The sequence below is a fragment of the Hymenobacter edaphi genome, assembly GCF_003258365.1.
In the GTDB taxonomy this organism is placed as follows: domain Bacteria; phylum Bacteroidota; class Bacteroidia; order Cytophagales; family Hymenobacteraceae; genus Solirubrum; species Solirubrum edaphi.
Genome location: NZ_QHKM01000003.1, coordinates 369776 through 396114, shown reverse-complemented (window position 1 = coordinate 396114; position 26339 = coordinate 369776). Strand labels below are relative to the sequence as shown.

General features: G+C 65.8%; 25 protein-coding genes. 8 read left to right on the top strand and 17 right to left on the bottom strand.

What is annotated here, in order from left to right:
• Positions 1-28 precede the first annotated feature (28 nt).
• Complete coding sequence (locus DLM85_RS12140) at positions 29-913, top strand: hypothetical protein (RefSeq protein ID WP_111478369.1); 885 nt, start codon at positions 29-31, stop codon at positions 911-913.
• A gap of 80 nt (positions 914-993) precedes the next feature.
• Complete coding sequence (locus DLM85_RS12135) at positions 994-1869, top strand: SDR family oxidoreductase (RefSeq protein ID WP_243635940.1); 876 nt, start codon at positions 994-996, stop codon at positions 1867-1869.
• A gap of 163 nt (positions 1870-2032) precedes the next feature.
• Here the strand turns inward: DLM85_RS12135 and DLM85_RS12130 are convergent, their stop codons facing one another.
• From DLM85_RS12130 to DLM85_RS12120, 3 genes are all read right to left on the bottom strand, one after another.
• The gene (locus DLM85_RS12130; RefSeq protein WP_111478368.1) at positions 2033-3772 is read right to left on the bottom strand and encodes a hypothetical protein; all 1740 of its coding nucleotides are present in this window, start codon (positions 3770-3772) and stop codon (positions 2033-2035) included.
• 201 nt (positions 3773-3973) lie between these two features.
• Positions 3974-4498, bottom strand: coding sequence for a gliding motility lipoprotein GldH (locus tag DLM85_RS12125; protein ID WP_243635939.1), 525 nt, complete (start codon positions 4496-4498; stop codon positions 3974-3976).
• 13 nt (positions 4499-4511) lie between these two features.
• On the bottom strand, positions 4512-6065 hold the full coding sequence (locus tag DLM85_RS12120; RefSeq protein ID WP_111478366.1) for a PSP1 domain-containing protein: 1554 nt from the start codon (positions 6063-6065) through the stop codon (positions 4512-4514).
• 481 nt (positions 6066-6546) lie between these two features.
• Between DLM85_RS12120 and DLM85_RS12115 the strand changes: the two genes are divergently transcribed.
• Both DLM85_RS12115 and DLM85_RS12110 read left to right on the top strand, forming a co-directional pair.
• Positions 6547-7365: a M57 family metalloprotease gene (locus tag DLM85_RS12115; RefSeq protein ID WP_111478365.1), complete on the top strand. Its 819-nt coding sequence runs from the start codon at positions 6547-6549 to the stop codon at positions 7363-7365.
• Between the two features lie 167 nt (positions 7366-7532).
• Positions 7533-8327, top strand: coding sequence for a M57 family metalloprotease (locus DLM85_RS12110; protein ID WP_111478364.1), 795 nt, complete (start codon positions 7533-7535; stop codon positions 8325-8327).
• A gap of 138 nt (positions 8328-8465) precedes the next feature.
• Here the strand turns inward: DLM85_RS12110 and DLM85_RS12105 are convergent, their stop codons facing one another.
• From DLM85_RS12105 to DLM85_RS12070, 8 genes are all read right to left on the bottom strand, one after another.
• Complete coding sequence (locus DLM85_RS12105; RefSeq protein WP_243635948.1) at positions 8466-11090, bottom strand: S8 family serine peptidase; 2625 nt, start codon at positions 11088-11090, stop codon at positions 8466-8468.
• A gap of 181 nt (positions 11091-11271) precedes the next feature.
• Positions 11272-11493, bottom strand: coding sequence for an NHL repeat-containing protein (locus DLM85_RS12100; protein ID WP_111478362.1), 222 nt, complete (start codon positions 11491-11493; stop codon positions 11272-11274).
• A 271-nt stretch (positions 11494-11764) separates the two neighbouring features.
• The gene (locus DLM85_RS12095; RefSeq protein WP_111478361.1) at positions 11765-12928 is read right to left on the bottom strand and encodes a zinc-dependent alcohol dehydrogenase; all 1164 of its coding nucleotides are present in this window, start codon (positions 12926-12928) and stop codon (positions 11765-11767) included.
• A gap of 172 nt (positions 12929-13100) precedes the next feature.
• The gene (locus tag DLM85_RS12090; protein ID WP_133257030.1) at positions 13101-13541 is read right to left on the bottom strand and encodes a hypothetical protein; all 441 of its coding nucleotides are present in this window, start codon (positions 13539-13541) and stop codon (positions 13101-13103) included.
• 31 nt (positions 13542-13572) lie between these two features.
• Positions 13573-15864 (bottom strand): GH92 family glycosyl hydrolase, encoded by a 2292-nt coding sequence (locus tag DLM85_RS12085; protein ID WP_111478359.1) that lies wholly within the window; start codon positions 15862-15864, stop codon positions 13573-13575.
• Positions 15865-16079: 215 nt separating this feature from the next.
• Positions 16080-16979: an SDR family oxidoreductase gene (locus tag DLM85_RS12080; RefSeq protein WP_111478358.1), complete on the bottom strand. Its 900-nt coding sequence runs from the start codon at positions 16977-16979 to the stop codon at positions 16080-16082.
• Positions 16980-17092: 113 nt separating this feature from the next.
• Entirely contained in the window at positions 17093-17788 is a 696-nt protein-coding gene (locus DLM85_RS12075; protein ID WP_111478357.1) for a peptidylprolyl isomerase, read from the bottom strand.
• A gap of 55 nt (positions 17789-17843) precedes the next feature.
• Positions 17844-18437, bottom strand: a complete 594-nt coding sequence (locus DLM85_RS12070) for a GNAT family N-acetyltransferase (RefSeq protein ID WP_111478356.1) — start codon at positions 18435-18437, stop codon at positions 17844-17846.
• Between the two features lie 257 nt (positions 18438-18694).
• On the opposite strand from DLM85_RS12070, the gene DLM85_RS12065 reads away from it, so the two are divergent.
• The gene (locus DLM85_RS12065) at positions 18695-19327 is read left to right on the top strand and encodes a DUF2238 domain-containing protein (protein ID WP_111478355.1); all 633 of its coding nucleotides are present in this window, start codon (positions 18695-18697) and stop codon (positions 19325-19327) included.
• Here the strand turns inward: DLM85_RS12065 and DLM85_RS12060 are convergent.
• The 6 genes from DLM85_RS12060 to DLM85_RS12035 all read right to left on the bottom strand — a co-directional run bounded on the left by DLM85_RS12060 (position 19313) and on the right by DLM85_RS12035 (position 24190).
• On the bottom strand, positions 19313-19798 hold the full coding sequence (locus tag DLM85_RS12060; RefSeq protein ID WP_111478354.1) for a tetratricopeptide repeat protein: 486 nt from the start codon (positions 19796-19798) through the stop codon (positions 19313-19315). The genes DLM85_RS12065 and DLM85_RS12060 overlap by 15 nt on opposite strands.
• Positions 19799-19819: 21 nt before the next feature.
• On the bottom strand, positions 19820-20773 hold the full coding sequence (gene hemC / locus DLM85_RS12055) for a hydroxymethylbilane synthase (protein ID WP_111478353.1): 954 nt from the start codon (positions 20771-20773) through the stop codon (positions 19820-19822).
• Between the two features lie 141 nt (positions 20774-20914).
• On the bottom strand, positions 20915-22060 hold the full coding sequence (locus DLM85_RS12050) for a DNA polymerase III subunit (protein ID WP_111478352.1): 1146 nt from the start codon (positions 22058-22060) through the stop codon (positions 20915-20917).
• A gap of 162 nt (positions 22061-22222) precedes the next feature.
• A complete protein-coding gene (locus DLM85_RS12045; protein ID WP_111478351.1) occupies positions 22223-22498 on the bottom strand; it encodes a hypothetical protein in 276 nt (91 codons plus the stop codon).
• A 3-nt stretch (positions 22499-22501) separates the two neighbouring features.
• A complete protein-coding gene (locus tag DLM85_RS12040) occupies positions 22502-23740 on the bottom strand; it encodes a GlmU family protein (RefSeq protein WP_111478350.1) in 1239 nt (412 codons plus the stop codon).
• A gap of 204 nt (positions 23741-23944) precedes the next feature.
• On the bottom strand, positions 23945-24190 hold the full coding sequence (locus tag DLM85_RS12035) for a type B 50S ribosomal protein L31 (protein WP_111478349.1): 246 nt from the start codon (positions 24188-24190) through the stop codon (positions 23945-23947).
• Positions 24191-24395: 205 nt separating this feature from the next.
• On the opposite strand from DLM85_RS12035, the gene DLM85_RS12030 reads away from it, so the two are divergent.
• The 3 genes from DLM85_RS12030 (at position 24396) to DLM85_RS12020 (ending at position 26300) form a co-directional block, all read left to right on the top strand.
• Positions 24396-24812, top strand: a complete 417-nt coding sequence (locus DLM85_RS12030; protein ID WP_133257029.1) for a hypothetical protein — start codon at positions 24396-24398, stop codon at positions 24810-24812.
• A 163-nt stretch (positions 24813-24975) separates the two neighbouring features.
• Complete coding sequence (gene rdgB / locus DLM85_RS12025) at positions 24976-25566, top strand: RdgB/HAM1 family non-canonical purine NTP pyrophosphatase (protein ID WP_111478347.1); 591 nt, start codon at positions 24976-24978, stop codon at positions 25564-25566.
• 110 nt (positions 25567-25676) lie between these two features.
• Positions 25677-26300: a uridine kinase family protein gene (locus tag DLM85_RS12020; protein WP_111478575.1), complete on the top strand. Its 624-nt coding sequence runs from the start codon at positions 25677-25679 to the stop codon at positions 26298-26300.
• Positions 26301-26339: the final 39 nt, after the last annotated feature.

Sequence of the window (26339 nt, the reverse complement as noted above, 5' to 3'; positions counted from 1 at the left end):
CCCGAAGCCGCGTTTTTCTGCCTTCGCCATGCTGTTTGTACTCCGCGATAAGCTGATTCCCCTGCTGATTTTTGCGCATTCCGTGCTCTGCGGCTGCACCAAGAAGGATGACCGCGGCGACTTCGCCCGCGTGAGCAAGGACTACCAGGTACAGACGGTGGGCCGCCTGCACAAGCAGGAGGTGGTGGAAAGCTCGGGCCTGGCCCTGGCCGACGCCGACGGCAACCTCTGGACCCACGGCGACGGCGGCAACACCACCTGGCTGTACCTCGTCAACCCGCAGGGTGACCTGATCCGGACGCACCCGGTGCGCGGCGCCAGCAACGTGGACTGGGAAGACCTGGCCCAGGACCGGCAGCGCGGGCAGCTGTTCATCGGCGACTTCGGCAACAACGGCAACAAGCGCCGCGACCTGCGCGTGTACCGCCTCTCCGGCCCCGACCTGAAGCAGGTCGATACCATCCGCTTCCACTACCCCGACCAGAAGCTGTTTCCGCCCAAGAAAAAGGCCCGCAACTTCGACTGCGAAGCCTTTTTCTACCACAACGACAGCCTGTACCTCTTTACCAAGAACCGCGGCGAAGGCAACTGGGTGAAGGAATACCACCTGCCCGCCCGGCCCGGTAGCTACGTAGCCCGCCTCGCCGACAGCATCCGCATCAATACCTGGATTACCGCCGCCGACATCAGCCCCGACGGGCGCCGCGTGGCCCTGCTCGGCTACGGCCACGTGTATCTGCTCGACGTGGCGCCCGGCCGGCGCTTGTTCGACGGCCCCAAGAGCTGCCTGCCCCTGCCCAGCAGCGGGCAGGCCGAAGCGCTGACCTTTGTCAACGACCACGACTTCGTGCTCAGCAACGAGAAAGGCAAGCTGTTCCGGGCCAGCTTCCGCCGCGACACCGCCGCCCGCTGACCGCGGCGGGCCGCGCGAACAAAGCGGGCGGCCCGGTGGTAATCACCCCGCAAGCATCCCCCAACCGAACCATCACCCCCATGCCTGAAACAATTCTGGTTACCGGCGCCACCGGCACCGTCGGCTCCGAGCTGGTGCGCGCCCTCAGCAACCGCGGCGTACACGTGCGCGCCGGCGTACATTCCGTCATCAAGGGCGACCGGCTGCGCCAGCTCAACCCCGCCGTGCAGCTCGTGGAGCTGGATTTTCAGCGCCCCGAGACGCTGGACGTGGCCCTCACCGGCGTCGACCGCGCGTTTCTGTTGGTGCCCTTCGTCGAGACGCAAGTCGAGGACAGCAAGCGGTTCATCGACGCGGCCAAGGCAGCCGGCGTGAAACAGGTGGTAAAGCTCTCGGCCATGGGCGCCGACGCCGAACCGGGCATTCAGCTGGGCCGCTGGCACCGCGAGGCCGAGCAGTACCTGGCCCAGAGCGGGCTGGCCTACGCCATTCTGCGCCCCAACAGCTTCCTGCAGAACTTCATTACGTATCAGGGTCCGAGCATCCGCGAGCAGGGCGCCATCTACCAACCGCTGGGCGAGGGCCGCGTGAGCTACATCGACGCTTTCGACATTGCCGAAGCCGCCGCCGCCCTGCTCACCGCCGACGTGGCCCGCTACCACGGCCGCGCCTTCACGCTCACCGGCCCCGAGGCCCTGAGCGGCCACGAGGTGGCGGCGGCCATCGGGGCCGCCACCGGCCGCCCGGTGCGCTACGTCGACGTGCCGGAGGAAGCCGCCCGCCAGGCCATGCCGGGGGCCCCGCAGTGGATGATTGATGCCCTGATGGAGCTGAACGCCCTCGGCCGGGCCGGCTACGCGGCCCCCATCACCGCCGACGGGCAGCAGCTCACCGGCCAGCGGCCGCGCACGGTGCAGGAGTTTGCCCAGGCCAACCGGCACGCCTGGCAGCCGTAAGCCGCGGCGCCGGCCGCGGCTTCAAGGTTGAACCGGTGTGGCGGGCAGTTTTCTGAGACGCAGCCGAACCGGAGCAAACAGCCTTTCAACGCCGACCTTGTATCATTCACAAAAAAGCCCCCCGGCACCTGCCGGGGGGCTTTTTTTATTGGGTTAAGCAACCCTAGTAACGGTCGTCATCGTCGCGGCCGCGGTTGCGGCGCCCGGCCGAGCCGGAGCCGTAGTCCGAGTCGTCTTCCTGGCTGCGGTAGTTGCCGCGGTTCTGCTGGCCGTAGTTCTGGCTACGGTCTTCGTTGCGCATGTCGCCGCGCGAGGCCGAGCCTTGGCGCGAGTTGCGGTTCGAGGAATCGTACTCGTCGTTGTAGGAGCCACCGCGCGAGCCGAAGCCCTGGTCGGAGTTGCCCATGTAGCCGCCGCGGCCTTCGTTGTAGCCGCTGCGCGAGTCGTAGTTGCTGTTCTGCGCGCCGGACGACGAGCCGGAGCGACCCGAGCTGTAGCGGTCATCGTTGTAGCCGCCGCCGTAGCCGCTGCCCATCTGGCCACCGCCCATGTTGCTGCGGCCGTAGTTACCCTGGCTGCGGTTGTTCTGGTTTTCCCAGTCGCGCCGGCCCGAGCCCTGGTTGTCGTAGCCGCCGCGCGAGGACGAGCGGTCCTGGTCTTCGCGCTGGTTGCGGGTGCTGTACTGGCCGTAGTCGTCCTGCTCGCGGCCGCCGCGGCCGTAGCCGCCCTGCATGCTGCGGCCCTGGTCACCCATCGACGAGTGGCCGTAGTCCTGGCTGTAACCCTGGCCCTGGCCATAGCGCGAACCGTTGTCGTTGGAGCTGCGGTAGTCGTCGCGCTCATTGGTTTGCATCCCGCGGCCGCTCATGTTGCTCTGGTTGCCGTAGCTGCCCTGGCCGCCGTAGTTACGGCCGCTGAAGTCGCCGCCCTGCGAACCGGCGCGCTCTTGGTAGCCGCCGCCCATGCTGCTGCCGCCCTGCTGGCCGTAACCGCGCTCCTGGTAGCCATAGGAGTCGCGCTGGCCGTAGTGGCTATCCATGTGCCCCTGACGCTGCTCGCCGTAGTTGTGGCCGCCCTGCTGGCCGCCGCGGCTGCTGTTGCTCATGCCACCCTGCTGGCCGTAGTTGCCCTGGCCGCCGTAGTTGCTTTGCTGGCCGTAGTTGCCGTTGTAGCCACTGCCGCCCTGGCTGCCGCGGTAGTCGTCCTGGCCGCCGTACTGACCGTAGGAGTTACCCTGACGGCCACGGTTGTAGCCGTCGTCGCCGTACTCTCCGCCGCGCGAGCGGGTATCGAAGTCGCGGTCCTGGTTGCCGTAGCCGCCCTGGGTATTGCCGCGTCCCTGCGAGCCAAATTCGCCGCGCCCGGCGCCGCTATACATGTTTTCGTCGCGGTCATGGTCGCGGTGGCTGCCCTCCATGGAGTTGCCGAAGTTGCCGCCGTAGTTGCCTTGCTGGCCGCTGTTCTGGTCCTGGCTTTTGCCGGACGACGAGCCGCTCTTGCCCGAAGACGCCTTCGTAGAGCTGCTGCCCGATTTCTTGGCCGCCGTCGACGTCGAAGCCGATGTGGAGCCGGTGGCCGATTTGGCGCCGCTGCTCTTGCCGCCGGCGCCGCCCGACTTGCTGCCCGATTTGCTGTCCGAGGCCGAGCCGGTGAGTCCGCCCTGGCCCATGCTCGTTTCCGAGTTGGCCAGCGACTGGCTGGAAGTAGTCGAGCCTGACGGGCGGTTGCTGTCACCGCTGGTCAGGCCCGAGGAAGAGGAAGTAGAGGAACCGGGTTGGTTGCTGGTATTACCCTGCATACCGCCGGCATTGGCGTTCATGCCCGTCGAGCCCGTGGTGCCACCCTGGGTCGAACCCGAGGCCGAGTTCTGGGCGCTGTTCGGATTTTTGGTGTTGTCAGCCATTGTGAAAGGTGTTGGTTGGTTAGGGTGAGAAGTAGGAAAGCAGTCAAAACTATACGCCGCCTTTTCCCGCGGAGTTGTCCAAACGGATACATTTCCCGTCCTGCTTTGCCCCTCGCCCGCTCCGGTACCCCCCGCTGTAAAATCACCAAAGCCGCCCCGTTTCCGGAGCGGCTTTGGTATCTTCAATCAGTCAGTTACCGCTTATTTGGCGGCGCCTTCGGCCGGCACTTTCTCCACCCGCACGCCCACCGACATAATGCCCGGCAGCACGTCCTGACGCATGTACTGCTCGAGCACCACGCGGTACTTGCCGGCCTGCGCAAAACGCTGCTGCGGCATGGCCAGAAACTGGTGGTCGAAGATGTCGCCGGTGCCGTTGCCGCGGGGCTCCCCGGTCTTGGGGTCCATCAGAATCATCTGGTGCAGCTTGGGGGCGCCCACCGGCTTGCCGTCGGGGCCGGTCAGCGTGGCTTTCATGTAGAGGTTGTAGTAGCCGTAGCCCATGGCATTGCGCACGTTGAAGTACACGTTATAGAGCTGCCCCGGATCGGTAATCTCGAACTCAAACGCGGGCTTGTCCTGCACCGACCACAGGTAGGGCTGGCCGTTGGCCTTCAGGTCGGCGTTGTCCTCGTACACCCGGTTCGGGTCGCAGGCGGCCAGGGCCGGGGCCAGCACCAGCAGCAGCGTGGCCTGGCGCCAGTTGTTCAGCATTCTGAGCATCATCGAAGGTAAGAAATCAGGAAGCGGAAGGAGCCGAATTACCGGGTGCGCCGGAGCCACCTTCGCCCCCGCCGCTGCGGCGGCCACCACGGCGCGAACGGCCGCTTCGCTCGCCCCGGCCTTCTTCGCCCGGCGCCCGGCCGGCCCCTGTATCCGGGCCGCTATTGTCGCCACCGGCAGCGTTGCGGAAGCGCGGGTCGAAGCGCGGAGCCGGGCGGTCGGTGCGCGGGGCGTCGGTGCTCACGTTGGCGCGGCTGCGGCGGTTGTTGCCGCCGCGGGCGCCGGCCTTGTTGCCGCGGGCCTCACCGCCTTCGGCCGCCGCCGGAGCCGCTTCTACGGGCGGTTTGGGCTTGGGCTCGGGGCGCGGGCGCGGGGCGTCTTTGGGCACGGTGGCCGTGGGCTTGGGCTGCACGCCGGCGGCCGGCGCCAGCGGGCCTTTTTCCTTCTCCTTTTTCTTTTTGCGCTTGGTGCGCTTGCCCGCCTTGATCTTGTCGTCGAGGCGGTCGAGGGAGCCTTCTACGTGCTCCTGCACGCTTACTTCCACCACGGGCTCGGTCACGGGGGCCAGCAGGGTGTCGGGCTTCTCGCCGGCCTTGTTCAGGGCCAGAATTTCCTTGACCCGCTCGGTGGGCAGCATCACCCAGTTGTTGTCGCCGCGCAGGGCAAACCACATGCGCTTCTTGAAGATGTCGGTTTTCTGCAGGAAGGCGTCACCCAGCTGCGTCTGCAGCGGCCGCGACACCTGCGGAATATCCTTGAGCGCGTCGAGGTAAGTTTCCAGTTCGTAGTTCAGGCAGCACTTCAGGCGGCCGCACTGTCCCGAGAGCTTGGCCGGGTTCAGGCTCAGGTTCTGGTAGCGGGCGGCGGTGGTGCTCACGCTCTTGAACTCCGTCAGCCAGGTGGAGCAGCACAGCTCGCGCCCGCAGGCCCCGATGCCGCCGAGGCGGCCGGCCTCGTGGCGCAGCGAAATCTGCCGCATCTCCACCCGCACCCGGAATTCCTCCGCGAGGCGCTTGATCAGGTCGCGGAAGTCGACGCGGTCTTCGGCCGAGTAGAAGAACGTGGCGCGGGTGCGGTCGGCCTGGTACTCCACGTCGGAGAGCTTCATCTTGAGGCGCAGCTCATCCACCACCGAGCGGGCCCGGAACATGGTGTTCAGCTCCAGCTCGCGGGCGGCTTCGTAGCGCTCCACGTCCTGCTCGGAGGCCACGCGCAGGATGCCGCGGATGTCCTTGGAGTCCTGCGGCACCTTCTTCTTTTTCATCTGCAGACGCACCAGCTCGCCCTTGAGCGAGACGTAGCCCAGGTGCCAGCCGTTGCCGCCAGCCTCCACCACCACGGCGTCGCCGGTGGTGAGGTGCAGGCGCTTATCGTTGCGGTAAAACTCTTTGCGGCCGCCCTTGAAGCGGATTTCAACGAGGTCAAATTCTTGGAAGCCAGCAGGCAGGTCAATATCCTGCAGCCAGTCGAAAACATTCAGGCGCGTGCAGCCCCCCGAGGAGCAGCCCCCTTTGGAGCCACAGCCACCGGTAGAGCATCCGCCCCCGCTGGAACATGAAGTGCAAGCCACAATGAAGATCTATTAACAAGCAGGCCGCCGGAGTGGGGCCCGCGAAGAACAATTCGGTTTCAAACAAAGATACGCATTTCGCTTGCCGGCGCGGGAGGTGGCGTGACGGCCTTCCAGGCGTCTCATTTTGGGTGGCCCAATGCAGGCCAACTGACCCATTATCGCACCTTCGGCCGGTGCTTTCCCGATACTGGATTATAGCAAGACCCTGCCTGCGTCGTGTGCAAGCCTAACAATCGTACGTTTCGAGCTCGTAAACCAAGTACCTACATCGGTATTATGCAATAAACGCCACCTGTAAGCGACAAAGCATTTAATGAGAATTATATAGTATCTCTTCTTTATTTACAAGGAACAGGCACGGGCAAACGCGCGCGATACGGCAAACGTTAAATGAAGTTTTGATGAAATTATCTTGATGTTTTCAAAAAAGCCTCCTACCTTTTGCGCATTGTTCAACCAAACCCCAACCAAACCACCAATGAAGTTTACCCCCGTACTTTCGACCCTGGCCGTATGCGCCTTCGCTGCTCTCTCGATGACCAGCTGCAGCAAGAAGGAAAATGTCCAAGCTAAAGACGCCGTATCGGAAGAAGCTCTGGCGAAAATCCACGCAATGGGCTTCACATCGACCGGCGCTGTAAAAGTGGACAATGGCTACCTGGTAGAAGGTGACATCTTCCTGTCGGAGGCCGACCTGCAGAGCGTACCGGACCGGCAGTTCCTGCGCGTAGGCGACAACGAGCAGTACCGCACCAACAACCTGGTGAGCGTAGGCTCGACGACCCGTACCATTACCATTGCCGTATCGAGCACGCTGCCCGCAGCCTACGTGACGGCCACCGATGAGCTCATCCGCCGCTACAACGCCGAAAACCTGCGTCTGCGCTTCAGCCGCGTTAGCTCGGGCGCCAACATCACCCTGACCAAAGCCCCGAGCGGTGCTGGCTACCTGGCTTCGGCTGGCTTCCCCACCTCCGGCGGTAATCCCCACAACCAAGTACTGGTTAACTCCACCTACCTGGGCACGAGCCCCGGCACCAACTACCTGGCCACCATCCTGGCCCACGAAGTTGGTCACTGCATCGGCTTCCGCCACACCGACTACGCCAACCGCGCGTTTAGCTGCGGCGGGGCTTACACCAACGAAGGTGCCAGCACGGTGGGTGCCGTTCACATCCCGGGCACGCCCACGGCCTACAATGGCGACGGCACCTCCTGGATGCTGGCTTGCATCGGCACCGGGGCCAACCGTCCGTTCAACACGAACGACAAAACGGCCCTCAACTACCTCTACTAAGCTCCCCCGCGCTTAGCCTGATTTTCCGACGACAAGACCCGCCTGCTCCCCAGGCGGGTCTTGTGTTTAGGGCCGCAGGCGCGGAGATTCAAGCCATTTCGGCGCTCCGCTTCTCCGGTCACCGTTTGCCCCTTGCGCTTGCCCTCTGTTCCGCAACCCCAACACCCATGAAGAAACCGCTGTTTACCGCCGCTCTTGCCCTCGCCGTGCTCGGCCTGAATTCCTGCGGGAAGAAGGACGACGTGCGCGCCGCCGACCAGCCCAGCGAGCAAGCCCTGACGCAGATCCGGGCCCTGGGCTTCAGCACCCACAACGCGCAGAAAACCGAGGACGGATACTTGGTCGAAGGCGACATTGTGCTGACGGAAGCTGACCTGGGCAGCACGCCCCTGCACCAGCTGCTGCGCGTGGGCAACGCCGAGCAGTACCGCACCAACAACCTGGTCAGCGCCGGCCCGGGCCGCGTTATCAGGGTGAGCATTTCCAGCCGGCTGCCCACCGCCTACGTGGCGGGGCTGGACGAAGCCATTCGCCGTTACAATGCCGAAAACCTGCTCATCACCTTCCAGCGCGTGTCGTCGGGGGCTGATATCGATATCGTGAAGGGCAACGGCAGCTTCCTGGCTTCGGCCGGTTTCCCCACTTCCGCCGGCGCTCCGTACGGCCAGGTGAAGGTGAATTCGCAGGCCATTGGCGCCAGCCCATCGGCCAACTACCTGGGCACCATTCTGGCCCACGAAATCGGCCACTGCATCGGCTTCCGCCACACCGACTTCATGGACCGCTCCTACAGCTGCGGCGGGGCTACGGCCAACGAAGGCGCCAGCACAGTGGGCGCCATCCACATTCCCGGCACGCCCACCACGGCCGAGCCCAATTCGTGGATGCTCGCCTGCATCGGCGCAGGCCAGAGCCGCCCATTCGACTCGCACGACAAAACGGCCCTCAACTACCTCTACTAAGCTCCCCCGCGCCTGGCCTCCCCAACGCGACAACGCCCGGCTCCCTGCGGAGTCGGGCGTTGTCCCGTTGGGGAGGCCAGGCGGCGAAGGCGGGGCTACGGGCCGGGGGCAGGGCCAGCCGCATCGGCTCAGAGAGGCTCAGCGCACCAGCACGCGGCGCGTAAAGCTGGCTCCGCCGCCAGCCGGCCGCAGGCGCAGCACGTAGGTACCGGGGTGCAGCCCGTCGGTCGGGACCTGGCCGAGCGTGCCTTCGTCGGTGGAGGCTTCGCGCAGCAGGCGGCCGAGGTGGTCGAATAGCTGCCAGTGCAGGAGGCGCTGCTCGGCGTCGAGCACGGTGATGGGCTGGCCGGCCGCCACGGGGTTGGGGAACACGGCCACGTCCCCAACGGCGGCGAAATAAGCCTCCTCGATGCCGGTGTAAATACTACGGCCAGCCTGGGTTTCGAGGTGGGCGCGGTAGGCGTAGCGGCCGGGGCCGGGCGGCACATCGGTGAGCCAAAACCGCGGCTGCGGGCCCGGCGTGAGGGTCTGCACCGTTTCGAAGCCGGCGGCGGTCTGGCGTTCCAGGTAGATGCGCCGCAGGCGGTAGGTGGTACCGAGCACCAGCTCGAACTGCACTTCGCTGCTCACCAGCTGCCGCGGCAGAAAGGAGCGCACGTAGCAGCCGGTGCCGCTGCGGGTATAGTCGAGGGTACGGGCGCGAGCGGCCGGGGTGCCATCGGGCAGCAGGGGCACCACGCCGTAGTAGCGGCTGCCAAGAGCCGCGCCGCTGAGCAACAGCGCCGTATCGGCCACCACGCGAAAGGGCTCCAGACGGGTGGCGCCGAGGCGAAGAATCTGGTACTCCGACACGCCGGGCACGGGCGGCCACGTCAGCAGCGCTTCGGCGGCGACGGAGCCCTCGGACGGGCAGTAGTAGCCCACTTCGGGCTGGGGGCGGCGGCTTAGGGCAAACGCACCGCTGGGGTACTCCGTGCTGCCCACTACCAGCCGTACCTGCGCCGCGCCGGCCACGTCGGGCGGCGTCCAGAGGTAGAGGCCCGCGGCCACGTCGACGGCGGCGCCGATGAGCTGCCAGCTGCCGGTGCTGCCGAGGCGGTACTCCAGGCGGCCCGTGGCGGCGGGGCCGCGCCACTGCCAGCGCAGGCGCTGGGGCTGGTCGGCGCGCAGGGCGGTGCCGGTGCTGGCGGGGTTGGTCCAGTCGAGGCCGGCCGTTTCCAGTTCGTAGGCCACGGCGAAGTCCTGGCTGCTGCCCACGGCCAGGCGGTAGCCGCGCACCTGCACCTGGTAGGTACCGGCGGCGGGAACGGCCAGCGTGATTTGCTCGACGTTGTTGAGGTGGTCGGCGCCGCGGCGGGCGGGCAGGCGCAGCGAATCCGGGTGCGCGTAGGCGCTGAGCACCCAGGGGCGCCAGCGCTGCCCGCCGGGCCCCACCAGCTCCACGTCGAGGTCGTTGACCAGGGCCTGGGCGGCATTGGCAGCGGCTTCGGCATCGGCCCACACCAGGGTGAGCTTGAGCTGCCGCACACCCGCGGGCACCGCCAGCGGGAAGCTGCTCGTGGCCCCTGCCCCCACGGCATCGAGCAGCACGCGGCCGGCGAGCATGGTTTGCACGGCGCCCAGGGCGTCGGTCTGGCCGAAGCCCGCCTCGAAGTCGGGGCCGGGACGGCCCACGTCGTCGGCGCTGTTCAGGAGCACGGCCTTGGTGAGGGCCGCCGGGGGCAGCACGCCCGCGTGCTGGTCGCGGTAGGCGTGCTGCGCCAGCAGGGCCGCGCCCGATACCAGCGCGGCCGCGTCGGAGGTGCCGGCTTCGCCCAGGGCCACCAGCTCGGGCTTGAGGCGGCCGTCGTGGGCGGGGCCGCGCGAGCTAAGCGGGGCCACCTGGCCCAGCACGTCGGTGGCGCCCACGCTCAGGGTGTTTTTCGACTGCTTGAACTGGCCCGTCAGGTTGGCCACGCCCGCCACGGCGGCGTAGCGGCTGCCGGCGGGGCTGGTTTGCGTGCCGCGGTTGCCCGAGGAAAACACGTGCAGCAGCGCCGGGTACTGCCGCGTCTGCTGGTCGTAGGCACGGGCTTCGAGGCCGTAGTAGCTTTCGACGGCGGCCACTCCGTACGAGTGGTTTTGCACCGACACGCCCGCGGCGCTGAGCTGCGCCCCGTCGTCGGGCAGCAGGTTGGCGTAGCTCGACGAGGCCAGGCGCACCTGCCCGGCCGCCCCGCGCCCGGTGGGCGCCGAGTTGCCGGCCCCGCCGATAAGCGTGGCCATGATGGTGGCGTGGTCGGAGGGCTGGCCGCCCAGCAGGGCGCTGGGCAGCACGCGCCCGTGAAAGTCGATGTCGGCCGAGTCGAAGGGCTCTTCCTTCACCGAGGCGGTGAGGCCGCGGCCGTCGAGCTGGGGGAAGAGGGCGTGCACGGGCCACACGCGGTTGGCGCCGAGGTCCACCCCGTCAATTTCCTTTTCGGGCTGGGCGCGGCGGTCGGCCACGTCGACGAACTCAACCAGCGGGCAGGCGGCCAGGGCGGCGGCGGAGGACGCCCCGTGCACGGTGAAGAGGCCGGCCGGGCCCGGCGCGGCCGTCAGGCGGGCCGCCGGCAGGTGCTGCCGGGCCCAGCGGCGGAAGGCGGCGGCATCCGGCACCTGCACGCGGTAGGCGGCGGCCAGCGGAGCCAGCTGCAGCGGCGGAGCCAGCTTGGTAGCCGGCGCGGCACGGCCGCCGGGCGTTTGGGCGTGGACCGAGGAAAGCAGCGCCGCGGGCAGCAGCACCGCCAAAGCGGAACGAAAAAGGGCGGTTTTCAGAGTGGTGGCTTGGTTGGGTAAGGCGCGCAATCGGACCGGCGCGTACGCGGCGCGGGCTGATTGCCGGAGCAGCAGAAAGGCTTTCAAGATACGAAAGCCCGTCGACGGATGCACGCGCGCCCGCTCCGGCTTTTTCCCGTTCCTTGGCTTACCGAATTGCCCGCTCGGTGTGGTTCCGCCCACCGGCCACGTACACCGTGCCGGCGGGTCCTCCCGCCAGGCCCAGCGGACTTTTAAAGCGGGCGGCGGCCACCGGACCGTCGGCGCTGCCGGGCGCATTGGCGGCGCCGGCCAGCGGGCTTACCCGCCCGGCGGCGCTGATGCGGCGCACCAGCGCGCCGGCGGCCTCGGCCACGTACAGGGTCGACAACCACGCCCATTGGGTGGCTGAAGCGGGCGGCCGGGCCGGAGCCGTCGGTGCGGCCCTTGCTGGCGGGCCGGCCAGCGTTGCCACCGTGGCGAACCCGCCGGGCGGCGCACCGGCCGGCGGGCGCAGCAGCGCGCACCCGGGCCGCACCAGTAACAGACAGCAAAGGGGATAAGTCGACGGGGAAGGGCCGGAGAAGGTACAGCCCGGGCAACAAAAATACCCCGGCCAGCCCGGCCGGGGTATCTGAAGCTGGCGGCGGGTGCCGGGGCGTCTAGGGCTTGAGCACGACTTTGGTGCAGTTGTCCTTTTTGTTGCGGAAGATGTCGTAGCCGAGGGCTGCTTCGCTCAGGGGCAGGCGGTGCGAAATCACGTCGTCGAGCTTGACCTTGCCCTCCACCACGTACTGCAGCAGCTGGTCGATGTGCTTGTGGGCGGGGGCCTGGCCACCGCGCAGGGTGATGCCCTTGTCGAAGAACTGGCCCAGCGGGAAGTTGTCGAAGTAAGCCCCGTACACGCCCAGCACCGACACGATGCCGCCGCGGCGCACCGCGCTCATGCAGGCCTCGATGACCTTGGGCGAGCCTTTCTCGAAGTTGACGACGGCCTTGGCGCGGTCCAGCAGGTCGCGCTCCGGCTCGAAGCCCACGGCCTCCACGCACACGTCGGCGCCGCGCCCCTGACTCATGCCGCGGATGGCTTCGATAACCTGCTTGCGGTCCTCCCACAGAATGACTTCGCAGTTGGCCGCGGCCTTGGCTTTGTCGAGGCGGTACGGGAGCACGTCGACGATGACCACGCGGGCAGCGCCGCGCAGCCAGGCCGATTTGGCGGCCATGATGCCCACCGGGCCGGCCCCGAAAATGGCCACGAACTCGCCGCCCTTCACCTCGCCCCAATCAATGCCGGAGTAGCCGGTGGGGAAGATGTCGGTCAGGAACAGGGCCTGCTCGTCGGTGAGCGAGTCGGGAATGACGCGGGGGCCGTAGTCGGCGTAGGGCACGCGCACGTACTCGGCCTGGCCGCCGTTGTAGCCGCCGTAGAGGTCGGTGTAGCCGAAGAGGGCGCCGCCTTTTTCGGTGAGCACGCCGCCCTCGGGGCCGTAGTGGTCGGGGTTGGAATGCTCGCAGTGGCCGGGCAGGTCGTGGTTGCAGAAAAAGCAGCAGCCGCAGGCCACCGGGAAGGGCACCACCACCCGGTCGCCCACCTTGAGCTTGCCGCCCACGCCCTTGCCCACTTCTTCCACGATGCCCATGAACTCGTGGCCGAGCACCATGGGCCGGGGCTGGGGAATGCCGCCGTTGTAGATGTGCAAATCGGAGCCGCAGATGGCGGTGCTCGTCACGCGGATAATAGCGTCGCGGGAGTCGACGATTTCGGGGTCGTCGACGGTGTCGACGCGCACATCCTTGATGCCGTGGAAGACGAGAGCTTTCATGTAAGCGGGGTTTGGTTGTGGTAGATAGGTAGCCAGGAATAACGACCCATTTCTGCCGTAGGTTGTCTGGCGGGCGGAGTCGGCGGCAATCAATCGTTCCACTCAGCGCTATCCGTCAGCCAGTTACACCGCCCCCTTCACCCGCCCCAATGGCGTTCAGGTGCTCCGGAAGCTACTCATCCGCAACCCACACCACTTCTGCCTGTTCCGTCGGCTTCCAGGTGGCCAGCAGGTGGCCCAGCTCAACGATGGAAGCCGGACTGGTCCTTATCGAAAACGCTGCCCGGTTTCGGTACTCAGCGGCGGCGTTGTTGTCATAGACCATCTTCACGGCCGCCGCGCCATTGGTTTTGTAGGCAAAAACCTCTATGCGGAAGTACCAAAGGAATCGGGGCCGGTTTTTCCCTTTCTGAAACACCGCCTGGTATTCCTGCTCATCATTAAAATACACCAGCGGGTATTGCTGTAGCTGCCGCCCAAAATCGATTAACTCGTCGTAGCTGCCGCCTACCTCGAACTGCACCGAAACCGAATCGTTGTACAGGTGATACGCATAGCGGACTATTGGTCCCGCTGATTCGGATATGCAGCGAATTCGGATTCCTTGGGACATAAACTACTGACTATTAATACACAATCAATGGCTAGCGCCCCGTTTTTTCGTCCTTGCTGAACGAATACGGCGCGTCCTCGGCGCGGGTGCCGCGCTGCGGGTTAGGCCGGGCCTGCATGTCGAAGTCGAGGGTGGCGCCCTGCAGCAGCTCGGCGTGGCGCAGGAAGTTGCGGCCGTACGCTTGGCCGTTCAGGCGCAGGCCGCCGATGTAGCGGTTGGCGGCGTCCTGGTTGCCGGGGGCGTTGAGCACAATGGTCTTGCCGTTGTCCAGGCGCAGGGTGGCCCGGGGGAAGAGCGGGGCGCCGAGCACGTACTCGTCGGTGGCGGGGCAAACGGGATAGAAACCCAGGGCGGAAAAGACGTACCAGGCCGAGGTCTGGCCGTTGTCCTCGTCGCCGCAGTAGCCATCGGGGGTGGGCTGGTAGAGGCGGTTCAGCGTCTCGCGCACCCAGTACTGCGCCTTCCAGGGCTGGCCGGCGTAGTTGTAGAGGTAGGTCATGTGCTGAATGGGCTGGTTGCCGTGGGCGTAGTTGCCCATGCCGGCAATCTGCATCTCGCGGATTTCGTGGATGACCTCCCCGTAGTACGAGGCATCGAACACCGGCGCGAGGGTAAACACCGTGTCGAGCGTGGCCACGAAGGGCCGGGGCCCGCCCATCAAGGTCATCAGCCCGTGGATGTCGTGAAACACCGACCAGGTGTAGTGCCAGCTGTTGCCCTCGGTGAAGGCGTCGCCCCACTTGAAGGGGTTGAAGGGCGTTTGGAAGGTGCCGTTCTGGTTTTTGCCCCGCATCAGCCCGGTCTGCTTGTCGAACAGGTGGCGGTAGTTCTGGCTGCGCCGGGCGTAGAGGTTGAGTTCCTTTTTCGGCCGGCCCAGCGCCTTGCCGAGCTGGTAGATGGCGAAGTCGTCGTAGGCGTATTCCAGGGTGCGGGCCGCGCTTTCGTTGATTTTGACGTCGTAGGGCACGTAGCCGAGCCGGTTGTAGTGCTCCACGCCGGCGCGGCCCACGGCCTGCAGCGGCCCGGCGTTGTTGGCTCCGTGCAGCAGGGCCTCGTAGAGCGTGCTGATGTCGTAGCCGCGCCCGCCCTTGAGGTAGGCGTCGGCCACGACGGAGGCCGAGTTATTGCCAATCATCACGTTGCGGTAGCCGGGGCTGCCCCACTCCGGCAGCCAGCCACCTTCTTTGTAGGCGTTGGCCAGGCCCGCCTGAATCTGCGCGTTGACGCCCGGGTACAGCAGGTTCAGGAAGGGAAACAGGCAGCGGAACGTGTCCCAGAAGCCGGTATCGGTGTAGAGGTAGCCGGGCAGCACCTGCCCGTTGTAGGGCGAGTAGTGCACGGGCTGCCCGGCGGCATCCAGCTCGTAAAACTTGCGCGGAAACAGCAGGCTGCGGTACAGGCAGGAGTAAAACGTGCGCTGTTGGGCCTCCGAGCCGCCCTCGATCTGAATCTTGCCCAGCTGCGCGGCCCAGGCCGCCCGCGCCTTGCGCTTCACCGTCTCGAAGTCATCGGCCCCCACCTCCTCCAGGTTGCGCAGGGCCTGCTCGGGGCTGATAAACGACGAGGCCACCCGCGCCTGCACCTGCTCGCCCTTGCGGGTTTTGAAGCCCACCACCGCGCCGGTATGGTTGGCTTCGGCGGCCAGCCGGGCGGCGTCGAGCACCTTGTCCTGGAAGATGGCGGTGCTGGTGAAGTCGTGGTCGAACTCGATGACGAAGTAGTTCCGGAAGTTGGCCGGCACGCCCTTGCTGTTGCGCGTCGTGTACCCCGTGATGCGCCGCTGCCGGGGCAACAGCTGCACGCTGGAGCCGCGGTCCAGGGCGTCGAGCACCACGTAGGCGCTGTCGGTGCGCGGGAAAGTGAAGCGGAAGCGGGCCGCCCGCTCGGTGGGGGCTATTTCGGTGGTCACGTCGTGGTCGGCCAGGTACACGCGGTAGTAGTACGGGCGGGCTTCCTCGGACTTGTGCGAAAACCAGCTGGCCCGGGCGTCCTCCTCGAAGCGCCGCTGCCCGGTGATGGGCATGAGCACGAACTGCCCGTAGTCGTTCATCCACGGCGAGGGTTGGTGCGTCTGCTTGAAGCCCCGGATTTTGTCGGCCGCGTACTGGTAGGCCCAGCCGCTGCCCATCTTGCCGGTCTGCGGCATCCAGCAGTTCATGCCCCAGGGCAGCGCAATGGCCGGGTAGGTGTTGCCGTTCGACAGCTCCACCTTGGAGTCGGTGCCCATCAGCGGATTCACCAGGTCGACGGGCTCGGGCAGGGATTGGGCGCGGGCCGTGAGGGCGGCCAGCAGTAGCGCGAGGAGGAGTAGGGGTTTGGGCATAGCGGGTCGAAAGTAAGCCGGCGCGCCTTGATTTGAAGCGGGCTGAGCGGGCGTTTTTAGCCCGCAGCGGGCGCAGAAGGTTGACTACCGCCTTCCTTCGCTTGCGCCGAGGACGCTGCGTCGTTCCGCTGATGCACTATCAGAACAGCGTCTGCTGCGCAATCCTCCGCGCCCGCTGCGGGCCAAAAACCGCAGAACAACCGACGCCCCGCGCCCTACGCCTGCGCGGCCACTATTTCAATGCCCTCTTCGAAGGAATGCGGCCGGAAGCCCAGCTCCCGCTCGGCCTTGTCGATGATAAAGCCGGTGCGGGCCGGCCGCCTGGCCGGCTGGGTGAAGGTGCCGGCGTCGACGCGGGTAATGAGCGCGGCATCGAGGCCGAAGTGCGCGGCTACCTGCAGGGCCATGTCGTAGGGCGTCAGCAGCTCGCGGCCGGAAAGGTGGTAAATGCCCCGGGCGCTCTGCCGGGCCAGCAGCCAGCAGCCTTCGGCCAGGTCCTCGGCCAGCGTGGGCGTGCGCCACTGGTCCGACACCACGTTGATGGGCTTGCCGGCGCGCAGTGAGTCGCGCACCCAGAGCACGATGTTGCTGCGCCCGCCGCCGCGCAGCACCCCGTACACCAGCACCGTGCGGGCAATGGCCCAGCGCAGGCCGGGCGTGGCCTGCACGGCCTGCTCGGCGGCCAGCTTGCTGCGGCCGTAGTGGCTGATGGGGTTGGGCGCGGCGTCTTCGGCCAGCGGCCCGTGCGAGCCGTCGAAGACAAAATCGGTGCTCAGGTGCGTCAGGTGCACCCCGAGGGCGGCGCAGGCGCGGGCCAGGATATCCACGGCCGTCACGTTGTGCAGCCAGCACTCGTCGGGGTGCAGCTCGCAGTCGTCCACCTGCGTCATGGCCGCGGTGTGAATGACGTGCGTGGGCTGCTGCGCGCGCAGCACGGCGGCCACCTGGGCGGCGTCGCTCACGTCGAGCGGCACGTAGGGCACCGCGGGGTAGGCTTCGGCCAGCCGAAACGGGCCGCGGCCGGTGGCAATGAGCGCCACGCCGGGCTGCCGGTGCAGGCGGTCGAGCAGCTTCTGGCCGAGCAGGCCGTTGGCCCCGGTAATGAGCAAGCGCATAGGGCGGTGAAATGGGAAGGGGGTGAACGGGTATGGTGCTGGTTGGGAGGCCGGGACTGCGCAGACGGTGCAGCCAGAACGGCACTCACCCGTTCACCCCCTCCCCATTTCACCTAATACTGAAACCCGTACTCCTGCATGATCTTCTTTTTGCTGAGCTTTTTCACTTCGAACTTCATGCGTACGGGCGTCACGGGGCGGTCGGGGCCGGTAATGGGCACGGCCACAATCTTGTCGACCACGGCCTGGCCCTGCACCACCAGCCCGAACACGGTGTAGTGGTTGTCGAGGTGCGGGGTGCCGGTCACGTTCTGCACGATGTAGAACTGCGAGGAGGAGCTGGCGCGCTGCGGGTTCACGTAGTCGCCCTGGCGGGCGGCGGCCACGGCGCCGCGCTGGTGCTTCAGCTCGGGCACGATTTCGGCCGGAATGGTCGGGTCCGAGGGCTGGCCCAGGCCGTCGTCGTTGGGGTCGTCGTTTTTGGAGTTGGCGTCGCCGCCCTGCACCATGAAGTTCGGAATGACGCGGTGAAAGGTCGTGCCGTTGTAAAAGCCGCTTTTGGCCTTCTGCAGGAAGTTGGCCTTGTGCTGGGGCGTCTGGTCGTAGAGCAGGATTTTGATGTCGCCGAGGGCCACGTCGCCCTGCGTGACGTGAATGGTCACCAGCTCGTCCTTCTTGCCGGGCTTGGTCTTGACTTTGATGGGCTGGATCGGGCCGGTGGAGGGGGCCGTTTGGGCGTGCAGCGCGGTGAGGGGCCCGAGGCAGAGCAGGGCCGCCAGCAGGCCGCTGAAACGAAAAATGCGGTTCATGAACGACGGGGGAAAGGAAGTAAAAACCGCCGGGGCGGCGTTTCCGAAGGCGAAGCTAAGCCGATTCGGTGGAACCCGCCCGCCACTCATCCCGGGTGAGGCCGAAGCAGTAGCTGTCGTGCAGCAGTCCGTCGCCGCCGCGAAAGTTGTGGCGCAGCAGCCCCTCGCGCCGCAGGCCGCAGCGCTCGGCCAGAGCCGCGCTCCGGGCGTTGTCGAGGGCCGCGCAGCAGTACACCCGCTCCAGCCCCAGCGCGCGAAAGGCCCAGTCGATGACGGCCCCGGCGGCTTCGTGCATCAGGCCCTGCCCCTCGGCGGCGCGGCCCAGCAGGTACGACAGCTCGGCCTTGGGCACCTCCCACTCGATGTTGCGCAGGCTCACCAGCCCCAGCGGCGCAGCCTCCCCGGGCCGGAAGATGCCGAACTGAATGCCCTTGCCGATCTGCCAGTCGGCCTCCCGGATTTCGATGAACACCCGGGCGTCGGCTTCGTCCTGCACCGCCTGGGTGGTCTTGGGAAAGTCGCGGGTGAGGCGGGCGCGGTCAGCATCGAGCAGCCGGAACAGGGCCGCAGCATCCCCGGGCTGCCAGGGGCGCAGCAGCAGGCGGGCAGTGCGGAGCGTGGGGGCGGGCGGCAGCGGGCGGGGGCGCATGGGTTTGGGGCTGACAGGTAATAGGTGACAGGTGACAAGCAACAGGCCGGCCGCGTCGTAGCGCGAACGTTAGCTTCGCTGACCTTCGGTTGTAGTTTGCGTATTCCTGGTCGATTGTCGCAGAACGATTCAACGGGTGCCGTTCAACGAGTCGTTCCGGATACGCGACCTACGGTTCGCGCTACCACGCTGGCGGTGCCGACGGCGGCGCGGCCCAAGTTTACGTAAGCGGCTCCAACTCCCCTCTGCCGCACTGTATGCCTGCTTCCTCTACCCCGCTGCAAAACAATTCCTGGCTGCCCAAGCTGCTGCTCGTCGGCTACCTGGCGCTGTTCACCGCCCTGGCCTTTACGCCCTACAGCCGCGCCACCTGGGTGGTCGAAAACCTGCCCATCGTGCTCATCGTGGTGGCCTTGGTGGTGCTGTACCGCCGGGGCGTGCAGTTCTCCAACACCGCCTACGTGCTGATGAGCGTGCTGCTGTACCTGCACACCATCGGCGGCTACTACACCTTCGAGCGGGTGCCCTTCGACTGGTTCAACGACCTGCTGGGCTACAAGCGCAACATGTACGACCGGGTGGCGCACGTCACGGTGGGCTTCTACGCCTACGCCCTCATCGAGTATACCGACGCCCGCGGGCTGATCCGTAGCCGCTTCCTCTCCTACCTGCTGCCGCTGTGCGTCATCGGCACGGTGGCCATGAGCTACGAAATCATCGAGTGGCTGTACGCGGCCACGGCCGGCGGGGAGTCCGGCGCCGCCTTCCTCGGCAGCCAGGGCGACATCTGGGACGCGCAGAAGGACATGCTGGCCGATACCAGCGGCGCCGTTATGGCCTTGCTGCTGTACGCGGTGACGAACAAGCGGCCAGAATTAGCTGTGGACTGATTCCAGCATCCGCAAACCGGCTTTAGCCAGCCCACTACCTGGAAACTCCCGTAGCGCCTGCTCATAATAAGCCTTGGCTTGTTGCCCGTTACCCACCTGACCGTAGCAGAAAGCAATATTATTCAGCGCCATTTCCCGATAGCTCATTTTGCCAGCACTGAGCATGGTCAGATAACGCCACCGGTCAATCCAGGTATGACGCTGGAAGAAATGGTAACTCTGCTCGAAACAGGGAATGGCTTCTGCAAATTTCTCCTGCTTCACCAGCCGGATGCCTTGCTGATGATAGCGTCCTAAGGAGCCGCGCAATACCCAAGCCAACAGCAGGTGCGTAGCGGCACCTAGCGCCCACGCATTAGCGCCCACCACTCCTACTGCTTGCCAAAACCAGATAGCCAATGCCATAACCGCAAGGGCCGGCAGCAACGCGACCCAAGCCACTGGCTTAACCATCGGAACGCCCGTCGTCATATTTTCATCCAATAAGTTGGTTTAGAACGTCGCCGATTCCGAGTCCCGGTGCGCCCGGATTTCCTGCAGAATCTGCTCCCCGCCGCGGCTGAGCACGGCTTCGGCCACGGCTACGCCCAGCTGCTCGGCGGCTTCGGGGTCGTGGGTGAGCTGGGTTTCCTCCACGTACTGCTGCCCGTCGAGGCTGATGAGGCCGCCGTGCAGCTGCAGGGCGCCTTCGTCGGTGAAGGTGGCCAGGGCGAAGCTGGGGATGCTGCAGCCGCCTTCCATGGTGCGCAGGAAGGCGCGCTCGGCCCGCAGGCAGGTGTGGGTGTCGGGGTCGTCGAGCAGGTTGCGCAGGGCCAGCTTGCGGGGCAGGTCGAGGCTTTTGGCGCACTCGATGGCCACCGAGCCCTGCCCGGCAGCGGGGATAAACTGCGTTTCGGGCAGCACGCGCACGATTAAGTTGTCGTACTCCATGCGGTGCACGCCGGCAAAGGCCAGCACCAGCGCGTCGTACTGGCCTTCCTCCAGCTTGCGCAGGCGCGTCTGCAGGTTGCCGCGGGCCTCGGCCGTAATGGCGTGCGGGTAGTGACGCTTGAAGAGGGCCCGGCGCCGGGTGCTGCTGGTGCCGAGCACGATGTCGGGCCGGTCGAGTGAGAAGCCCGGGTCGAAGCTGATGATGACGTCGTTGACCTGCTCGCGCGTCATAAAGGCCAGCAGCTCCAAATCCTCCGGAATGGAGCTTTGCACGTCCTTGGCGCTGTGCACGGCAATGTCGATGTGCCCGGTGCGCAGGCTTTCCTCCAGCTCCTCCGTAAACACGCCCTTGGCCCCGATCTTGTCGAGGGAGCGGTCCAGCACCACGTCGCCCTTGGTGGTAATGATGACGATTTCGGTGGCGAGGCCGGCGGCGTTCAGGGTATCAGCCACGTGATGGGCCTGCCACAAGGCCAGCTTGCTACCGCGGGTTCCGATGCGGATGGGACGGGTCATATGGTGAAATGGAGAGATAGTGAAATGGTGAGTGGCGAGCTGGTGAACCAGTGAGCTGGTAAAATAGTAAGTGCCGTTCTGATTGTGCTACCTGGGCGGGATGCTCCTCTAGGACATCAAACTCACCAGTTCACCACCTCACTAGTTCACCGCTACGCGCAGCAGCTCGGCTATTTGCAGCGAAACGTCCACGAAGGTCATGCGCGGGTTGGCGTTGCGCTCCACGTGAAAGTGCGCCTCGTTGAGCACCTGCGCCAGGCCCTCGGCGTTGTAGCGGTGCACGAAGGGGCTGAACTTACTGATAAACGTCTGCTCGGCGGCCGGCAGGTGGGGCACCAGCTGGCTGTCGAGGCCGAAGAGCAGCACCTTGCGCACCAGGCCCAGGGAATACTGCAGCAGCTCCTTCTGGTTTTCGCGGCCCAGCTTCTGAAACTTGTCGGCCTGGGCCACCATGTCCTCCAGCTTGCCCTGGCTGACGCGGAAGCAGGCCTGCATCCACTCGCGGAAGAAGGTGAAGTAGTCGTTGTCGGGCGCGTCGCGGGCGGCCAGGGCGGCGCCGAGGTTGCCCTCGCTCACCAGCGCCAGCTGCCGGGCCTTGGTCTCGGGCACCTGGTAGTTATCCACGAGGTACTGCGTGAGGTCCGGCTCCTGGAAGCGCGGCACCGGCACCACCTGCACCCGGCTCAGGATGGTGGGCAGCAGCTTGTCGGGCTGCTGGCTCACGAGCAGGAACACGGTGGCGGGCGGCGGCTCCTCCAGCAGCTTGAGCACAGCGTTGGCGGCGGCCGGGTGCATCAGCTCGGGCAGCCAGATGACCACGATTTTAAACGGCGCCTCAAAAGCCTTCAGCGACACCAGCTTGAGCAGCTGCACCGCCTCGTCCTTCGAGATGCTGCCCTGCTTGTTATCGGCCCCGATGTGCTGCATCCAGTCGTTCAGGCCCTGGTACATTCCCCCATCGGCCAGCACGAAGCTGCGCCAGTCGGCGGTAAACTTGTGGCTGAGCGCGTCCTTGCTGACGGCCTTGGTAGTCGTCACGGGCAGGATGAAGTTCAGGTCGGGGTGCACCAGCCGGTCGATTTTGCGGCAGTTCGGGCACTGCCCGCAGGAGTCCTCGGGCTGGCGGTTTTCGCAGTTCAGAAAGGCCGCGTAGGCCAGCGCCAGCGCCAGCGCCCCCGAGCCCTCGGCCCCGCGAAACAGCTGGGCGTGCGCCACGTGCTGCCGCCGCACCGACTGGCGCAGCACCTGCTTGACTTCGGCGAGTCCGGGAATGTCGGCGAAACGCATGGTTTTGGGTAGAGAAGGATTGTAAGCAGGCGAAACAGCGCGTGTAGCGCGAATTTTCAGGTCGCGTGCTTCAGGACGGTCGGCGGGTATTGGAGCGGCGCAACGATTACCGTTCTGGAATACGCGAACTACAACCGAAGGTCAGCGAACTGAAAGTTCGCGCTACAGCAGCACCTGGCTCAGCACCACGCGCACGCCCAGCACCGCCGCCACGATAACCACCGCCCCCACGAAGCGCACCGCCTGCGGCCGGCCCGACTTCAGCCAGCGAAACAGCAGCCACAGTCCCAGCGTCGTTACCGCCAACGACGCGGCGCCCAGCGTTACCGAGCGCAGCGTGTCCATCACCGCCCCGGTGGCCAGAAACATGAGGGCGAAAATGCCCACGGCAAAGTCGGCGCCCTGCAGGCCGGGGGTAGGCTCGTCGGTTTCCTTCACGGTCTACAGCTCAATGGTGGTATTGGTATCGGCGACGGGCCCCGTCCGCTCCCAGGCGCGGTCCTTGGCCGTCAGTTCGTACACGTGCTGCATGATGCCGCGCTCCACTTCGTCGTAGGGCAGGCCGCGGCGGGCCATCACGCGCTCATTCACCTCGGCCACCTTGGGCAGGCGGAAGGTTTCGAAGCCCGCGGGCCCGCCCCAGCTGAACGAGGGAATGAAGTTGCGCGGGAAGCCGGCCCCGAAGATGTTGGCCGCCACGCCCACCACCGTGCCGGTGTTGAACATGGTGTTGATGCCGCATTTGCTATGGTCGCCCATCATCAGCCCGCAGAACTGCTGCCCGGTGTTCACGAAGCGGCCGGCGGCGTGGCTCCAGATTTTCACCGGGGCGTAGTTGTTCTTCAGGTTCGAGGTGTTGGTGTCGGCCCCCAGGTTGCACCACTCCCCTATCACCGAGTTGCCGAGGTAGCCGTCGTGGCCCTTGTTGGAGTAGCCGAGCAGAATCGAGTTGCCCACTTCGCCGCCCACCTTACAGTGCGGGCCCACGGTGTTGTCGCCGCGCATCTTGGCGCCCGAGTTGATGTGCGAGCCTTCGCAGAGCGCCAGCGGCCCCTTGATGATGGCGCCTTCGTGCACTTGGGAGTTTTTGCCGAGGTAAATCGGGCCGTCCTCCGCGTTCAGAATGGCCGCCCGAATCTTGACGCCCTCCTCGATAAAGATGTTTTCCGGCGCGTACACGATGGTGTGCGGATCATTCACCGGCTGCGACTCGCGGCCCTTGGTGAGCAGGGCGAAGTCGCGGCGAATTTCGGCCCCGTTGCGCAGAAACAGGTGCCAGGGCTGCGTGATGACCGTCACCGGCTCGGCCACCTGCTTCACCTGCTGAAAGCCGTCCTGAATCAGCTCGGCTACCTTGCCCGCGTCGGCCAGGTGGGCCGCCACCAGCAGCTCGCCGTCGAACAGGGCCTCGCCGGGCTGCAGGGCCTGCACCTGCCGGGCCAGCAGGTCGTCGGCGCACACGGCCCCGTTGATGACCAGCGCGGGCCCCTCGGCGGGCGCGGCCGGAAACTTAGCCTGCAGGTAGGGCTCGGTGAGGTAATGCGCTTCCTGGCCGAGGCGGTGCTCCCACTTCTCGGCCAGCGTAAGGATGCCGCAGCGCAGCGCCGCCACGGGCCGGGTGAAGGTAAACGGGAGCAGGTTGGGCCGGATGGCGGGGTCGTCGAAGAGCAGAACAGTCATGGGAAGTGGTCAGGTGACGGTTGCCGGTTGTCCGTGGCAACGGCGCAGCTGCGCGGCGCCGGGGGCAAAGGTCGGAGTCTGCTGGTCAGCATAAAACCCCGGGGTAAAAACAAAACTCCCGCTGGCCCAGGGCCGGCGGGAGTTTTGGGGCAGGCGCAGCTGCCACTGACAGCTGCCAACCCGCAACTAATACCTCAAAGAAGCTTACTTCTTCTTGTAGCGGTTCATGAACTTCTCCACGCGGCCGGCCGTGTCGAGCAGTACGTTCTTACCCGTGTAGAAGGGGTGCGACTGGCTGCTAACTTCCACCTTGATGACGGGGTAGGTTTTGCCGTCCTCCATCGTGATGGTCTCGCTCGAGGTCATGGTCGAGCGGGTGATGAATTTGAAGTCGCTCGTGGTGTCCTGAAACACTACCTCGCGGTACTCGGGGTGGATGTCCTTTTTCATGGCGCTGATGCGTGATGTCCTGTTAGGCCCCGCCGGTTTTGCGGAAGGGAGGGCAAAGGTAAGACCTTGAGGCTAAAAAGAAAAGCTGGCCCGTTTTTTTCGGGCGTAATAGAAACTTTACCTAGCTGAATTGGGCAAAAAAGTTATTTTTGGTCCCGGTCCGGCCCGACCTCGCCCCCATCCCACCTTTTGTTACCCGTGCCGCATGACCCGTCGGTTTATTCTATCGTTGCTGTTTACGCTGTTGTTGGCCGCTTCCGCAGCCTGGGCCGTTACCCTGACGGTGTTCCAGGCTACGCTGGAAGGCGCTTCGGTGCGCGTGGAGTGGGAAGTGCTCAACGAAAACGGCCTGACCAGCTTCGAGCTGTACCGCAAGGGCGCCACCGACCCCGGCTTCGACCGCCTCAGCACCGTGGTGCCCACCGGCCAGCGCCGCTACCAATACCTCGACGCCAACCTCTACCGCGGCACGGCCAGCACGGCCAGCACCAACTCCGGCCCCTACACCTACCGCCTGCAGGTAAAGACCACCACCGGCGAGCAGGTATACACCACCCTGCTGAGCCAGACGCCCAGCGCCGTGCAGCGCTCCTGGGGCAGCATCAAGTCGATGTTTCGGTAGGCGGTGAAATAGTGAAATGCTGAGTTGCCGTTCAGCCAGCCTACCGAAACCCAACAGCAGAGCCGGTTCCAGCCGGTTTTTTTGTGCGCTTACCTTTGCCGCCACTCGTTTCCCGCTGATCCGGCACGACACTCTCCACCTCACTGTTTCACCATTTCACCGCATGCGCCTCTGCTTCGCTTCCAACAACGCCCACAAGCTGGATGAAATCCGGCCTCTGCTGCCCGCCCACATCGAGCTGCTGAGCCTGGCCGATATCGGCTGCGCGGAAGAGCTGCCCGAAACCCAGGACACACTGGAAGGCAACGCCCTGCAGAAGGCCCGCTACGTGTGGGACAACTACGGCGTGTCGTGCTTTGCCGACGATACCGGCCTGGAGGTGCCGGCGCTGGGCGGCGCGCCGGGCGTATACTCGGCCCGCTACGCCGGCCCGCAGCGCTCCGCCCCCGACAACGTGCAGAAGCTGCTGCGGGAGCTGGACGGCTCGGCCGAACGCGCCGCCCGCTTCCGCACCGTCATTGCCCTGGTGTCGGGCGCGGCCGATCAGTGGACGTTTGCGGGCGAGGTGCCGGGCCACATCACCACGGCCCCGCGCGGGGAAGGGGGCTTCGGCTACGACCCGGTGTTCGAGCCCGAAAACCAGGGCCGCACCTTCGCCGAAATGACGCTGGACGAAAAAAATGCGCGCAGCCACCGGGCCCGGGCCGTGGCGCAGCTGGCCGCGTTTCTGCGGGAGCAATACTCCGTGGAATAAGCCCCGCCGCAACGAAAGCCGGCTTTATCGGGCGGGCGGCAAGCGTTTTAATCTCCCAAACCCTTACTTTTGCAAGGTTGGCCCTGCTGGTCGGGCCGCAGTCAGCACCCATGCAACAGCCTTTTATCGTTGGTATCACCGGCGGCAGCGCCTCCGGCAAAACGACCTTTTTGCGCCGTCTTCTGGCCTCGTTTCCGGAAGAGGACATCTGCCTGATTTCGCAGGACAACTATTACCACCCCCGCGAGGATCAGCAGGTGGACGCGCAGGGCGTCACCAACTTCGACCTGCCGGGCAGCATCGACTCGGCCGCCTACGCCGCCGACGTGCTGCGCATCAGCCAGGGCCTGGAAGTGCGCCGCTCGGAGTACACCTTCAACAACCCCGACGCCCCGGCCAAGGAGCTGGTGTTCAAGCCCGCCCCCATCGTGGTGGTCGAGGGCATCTTCGTGTTTTACTTCGAGGAAGTGGCCAAGCTGCTCGATCTGAAGGTCTACATCGATGCACGGGAGCACGTGAAAGTGCTGCGCCGCATCGTGCGCGACCGGGACGAGCGGGGCTACGACCTGGAGGACGTGCTCTACCGCTACACCCACCACGTGGCGCCCACCTACGAGAAGTACATCAAGCCCTTCAAGCACGACGCGGACCTGATCATCCCGAACAACCGCCACTTCGACAAGGGCCTGGAAGTGCTGGTAGCCTACCTGAAAAGCCGCGTAACGGCGTCGTAGGCCCGCTGAGCACCATAAAAAAGCCGCTGCCCCCCGGGT

Coding starts and splice junctions, on each gene's coding strand:
- DLM85_RS12140 (WP_111478369.1), top strand. CDS start 29: ATGCTGTTTGTACTCCGCGATAAGCTGATTCCCCTGCTGATTTTTGCG.
- DLM85_RS12135 (WP_243635940.1), top strand. CDS start 994: ATGCCTGAAACAATTCTGGTTACCGGCGCCACCGGCACCGTCGGCTCC.
- DLM85_RS12130 (WP_111478368.1), bottom strand. CDS start 3,772: ATGGCTGACAACACCAAAAATCCGAACAGCGCCCAGAACTCGGCCTCG.
- DLM85_RS12125 (WP_243635939.1), bottom strand. CDS start 4,498: ATGATGCTCAGAATGCTGAACAACTGGCGCCAGGCCACGCTGCTGCTG.
- DLM85_RS12115 (WP_111478365.1), top strand. CDS start 6,547: ATGAAGTTTACCCCCGTACTTTCGACCCTGGCCGTATGCGCCTTCGCT.
- DLM85_RS12110 (WP_111478364.1), top strand. CDS start 7,533: ATGAAGAAACCGCTGTTTACCGCCGCTCTTGCCCTCGCCGTGCTCGGC.
- DLM85_RS12095 (WP_111478361.1), bottom strand. CDS start 12,928: ATGAAAGCTCTCGTCTTCCACGGCATCAAGGATGTGCGCGTCGACACC.
- DLM85_RS12090 (WP_133257030.1), bottom strand. CDS start 13,541: ATGTCCCAAGGAATCCGAATTCGCTGCATATCCGAATCAGCGGGACCA.
- DLM85_RS12085 (WP_111478359.1), bottom strand. CDS start 15,864: ATGCCCAAACCCCTACTCCTCCTCGCGCTACTGCTGGCCGCCCTCACG.
- DLM85_RS12080 (WP_111478358.1), bottom strand. CDS start 16,979: ATGCGCTTGCTCATTACCGGGGCCAACGGCCTGCTCGGCCAGAAGCTG.
- DLM85_RS12075 (WP_111478357.1), bottom strand. CDS start 17,788: ATGAACCGCATTTTTCGTTTCAGCGGCCTGCTGGCGGCCCTGCTCTGC.
- DLM85_RS12070 (WP_111478356.1), bottom strand. CDS start 18,437: ATGCGCCCCCGCCCGCTGCCGCCCGCCCCCACGCTCCGCACTGCCCGC.
- DLM85_RS12065 (WP_111478355.1), top strand. CDS start 18,695: ATGCCTGCTTCCTCTACCCCGCTGCAAAACAATTCCTGGCTGCCCAAG.
- DLM85_RS12060 (WP_111478354.1), bottom strand. CDS start 19,798: ATGACGACGGGCGTTCCGATGGTTAAGCCAGTGGCTTGGGTCGCGTTG.
- hemC (WP_111478353.1), bottom strand. CDS start 20,773: ATGACCCGTCCCATCCGCATCGGAACCCGCGGTAGCAAGCTGGCCTTG.
- DLM85_RS12050 (WP_111478352.1), bottom strand. CDS start 22,060: ATGCGTTTCGCCGACATTCCCGGACTCGCCGAAGTCAAGCAGGTGCTG.
- DLM85_RS12040 (WP_111478350.1), bottom strand. CDS start 23,740: ATGACTGTTCTGCTCTTCGACGACCCCGCCATCCGGCCCAACCTGCTC.
- DLM85_RS12035 (WP_111478349.1), bottom strand. CDS start 24,190: ATGAAAAAGGACATCCACCCCGAGTACCGCGAGGTAGTGTTTCAGGAC.
- DLM85_RS12030 (WP_133257029.1), top strand. CDS start 24,396: ATGACCCGTCGGTTTATTCTATCGTTGCTGTTTACGCTGTTGTTGGCC.
- rdgB (WP_111478347.1), top strand. CDS start 24,976: ATGCGCCTCTGCTTCGCTTCCAACAACGCCCACAAGCTGGATGAAATC.
- DLM85_RS12020 (WP_111478575.1), top strand. CDS start 25,677: ATGCAACAGCCTTTTATCGTTGGTATCACCGGCGGCAGCGCCTCCGGC.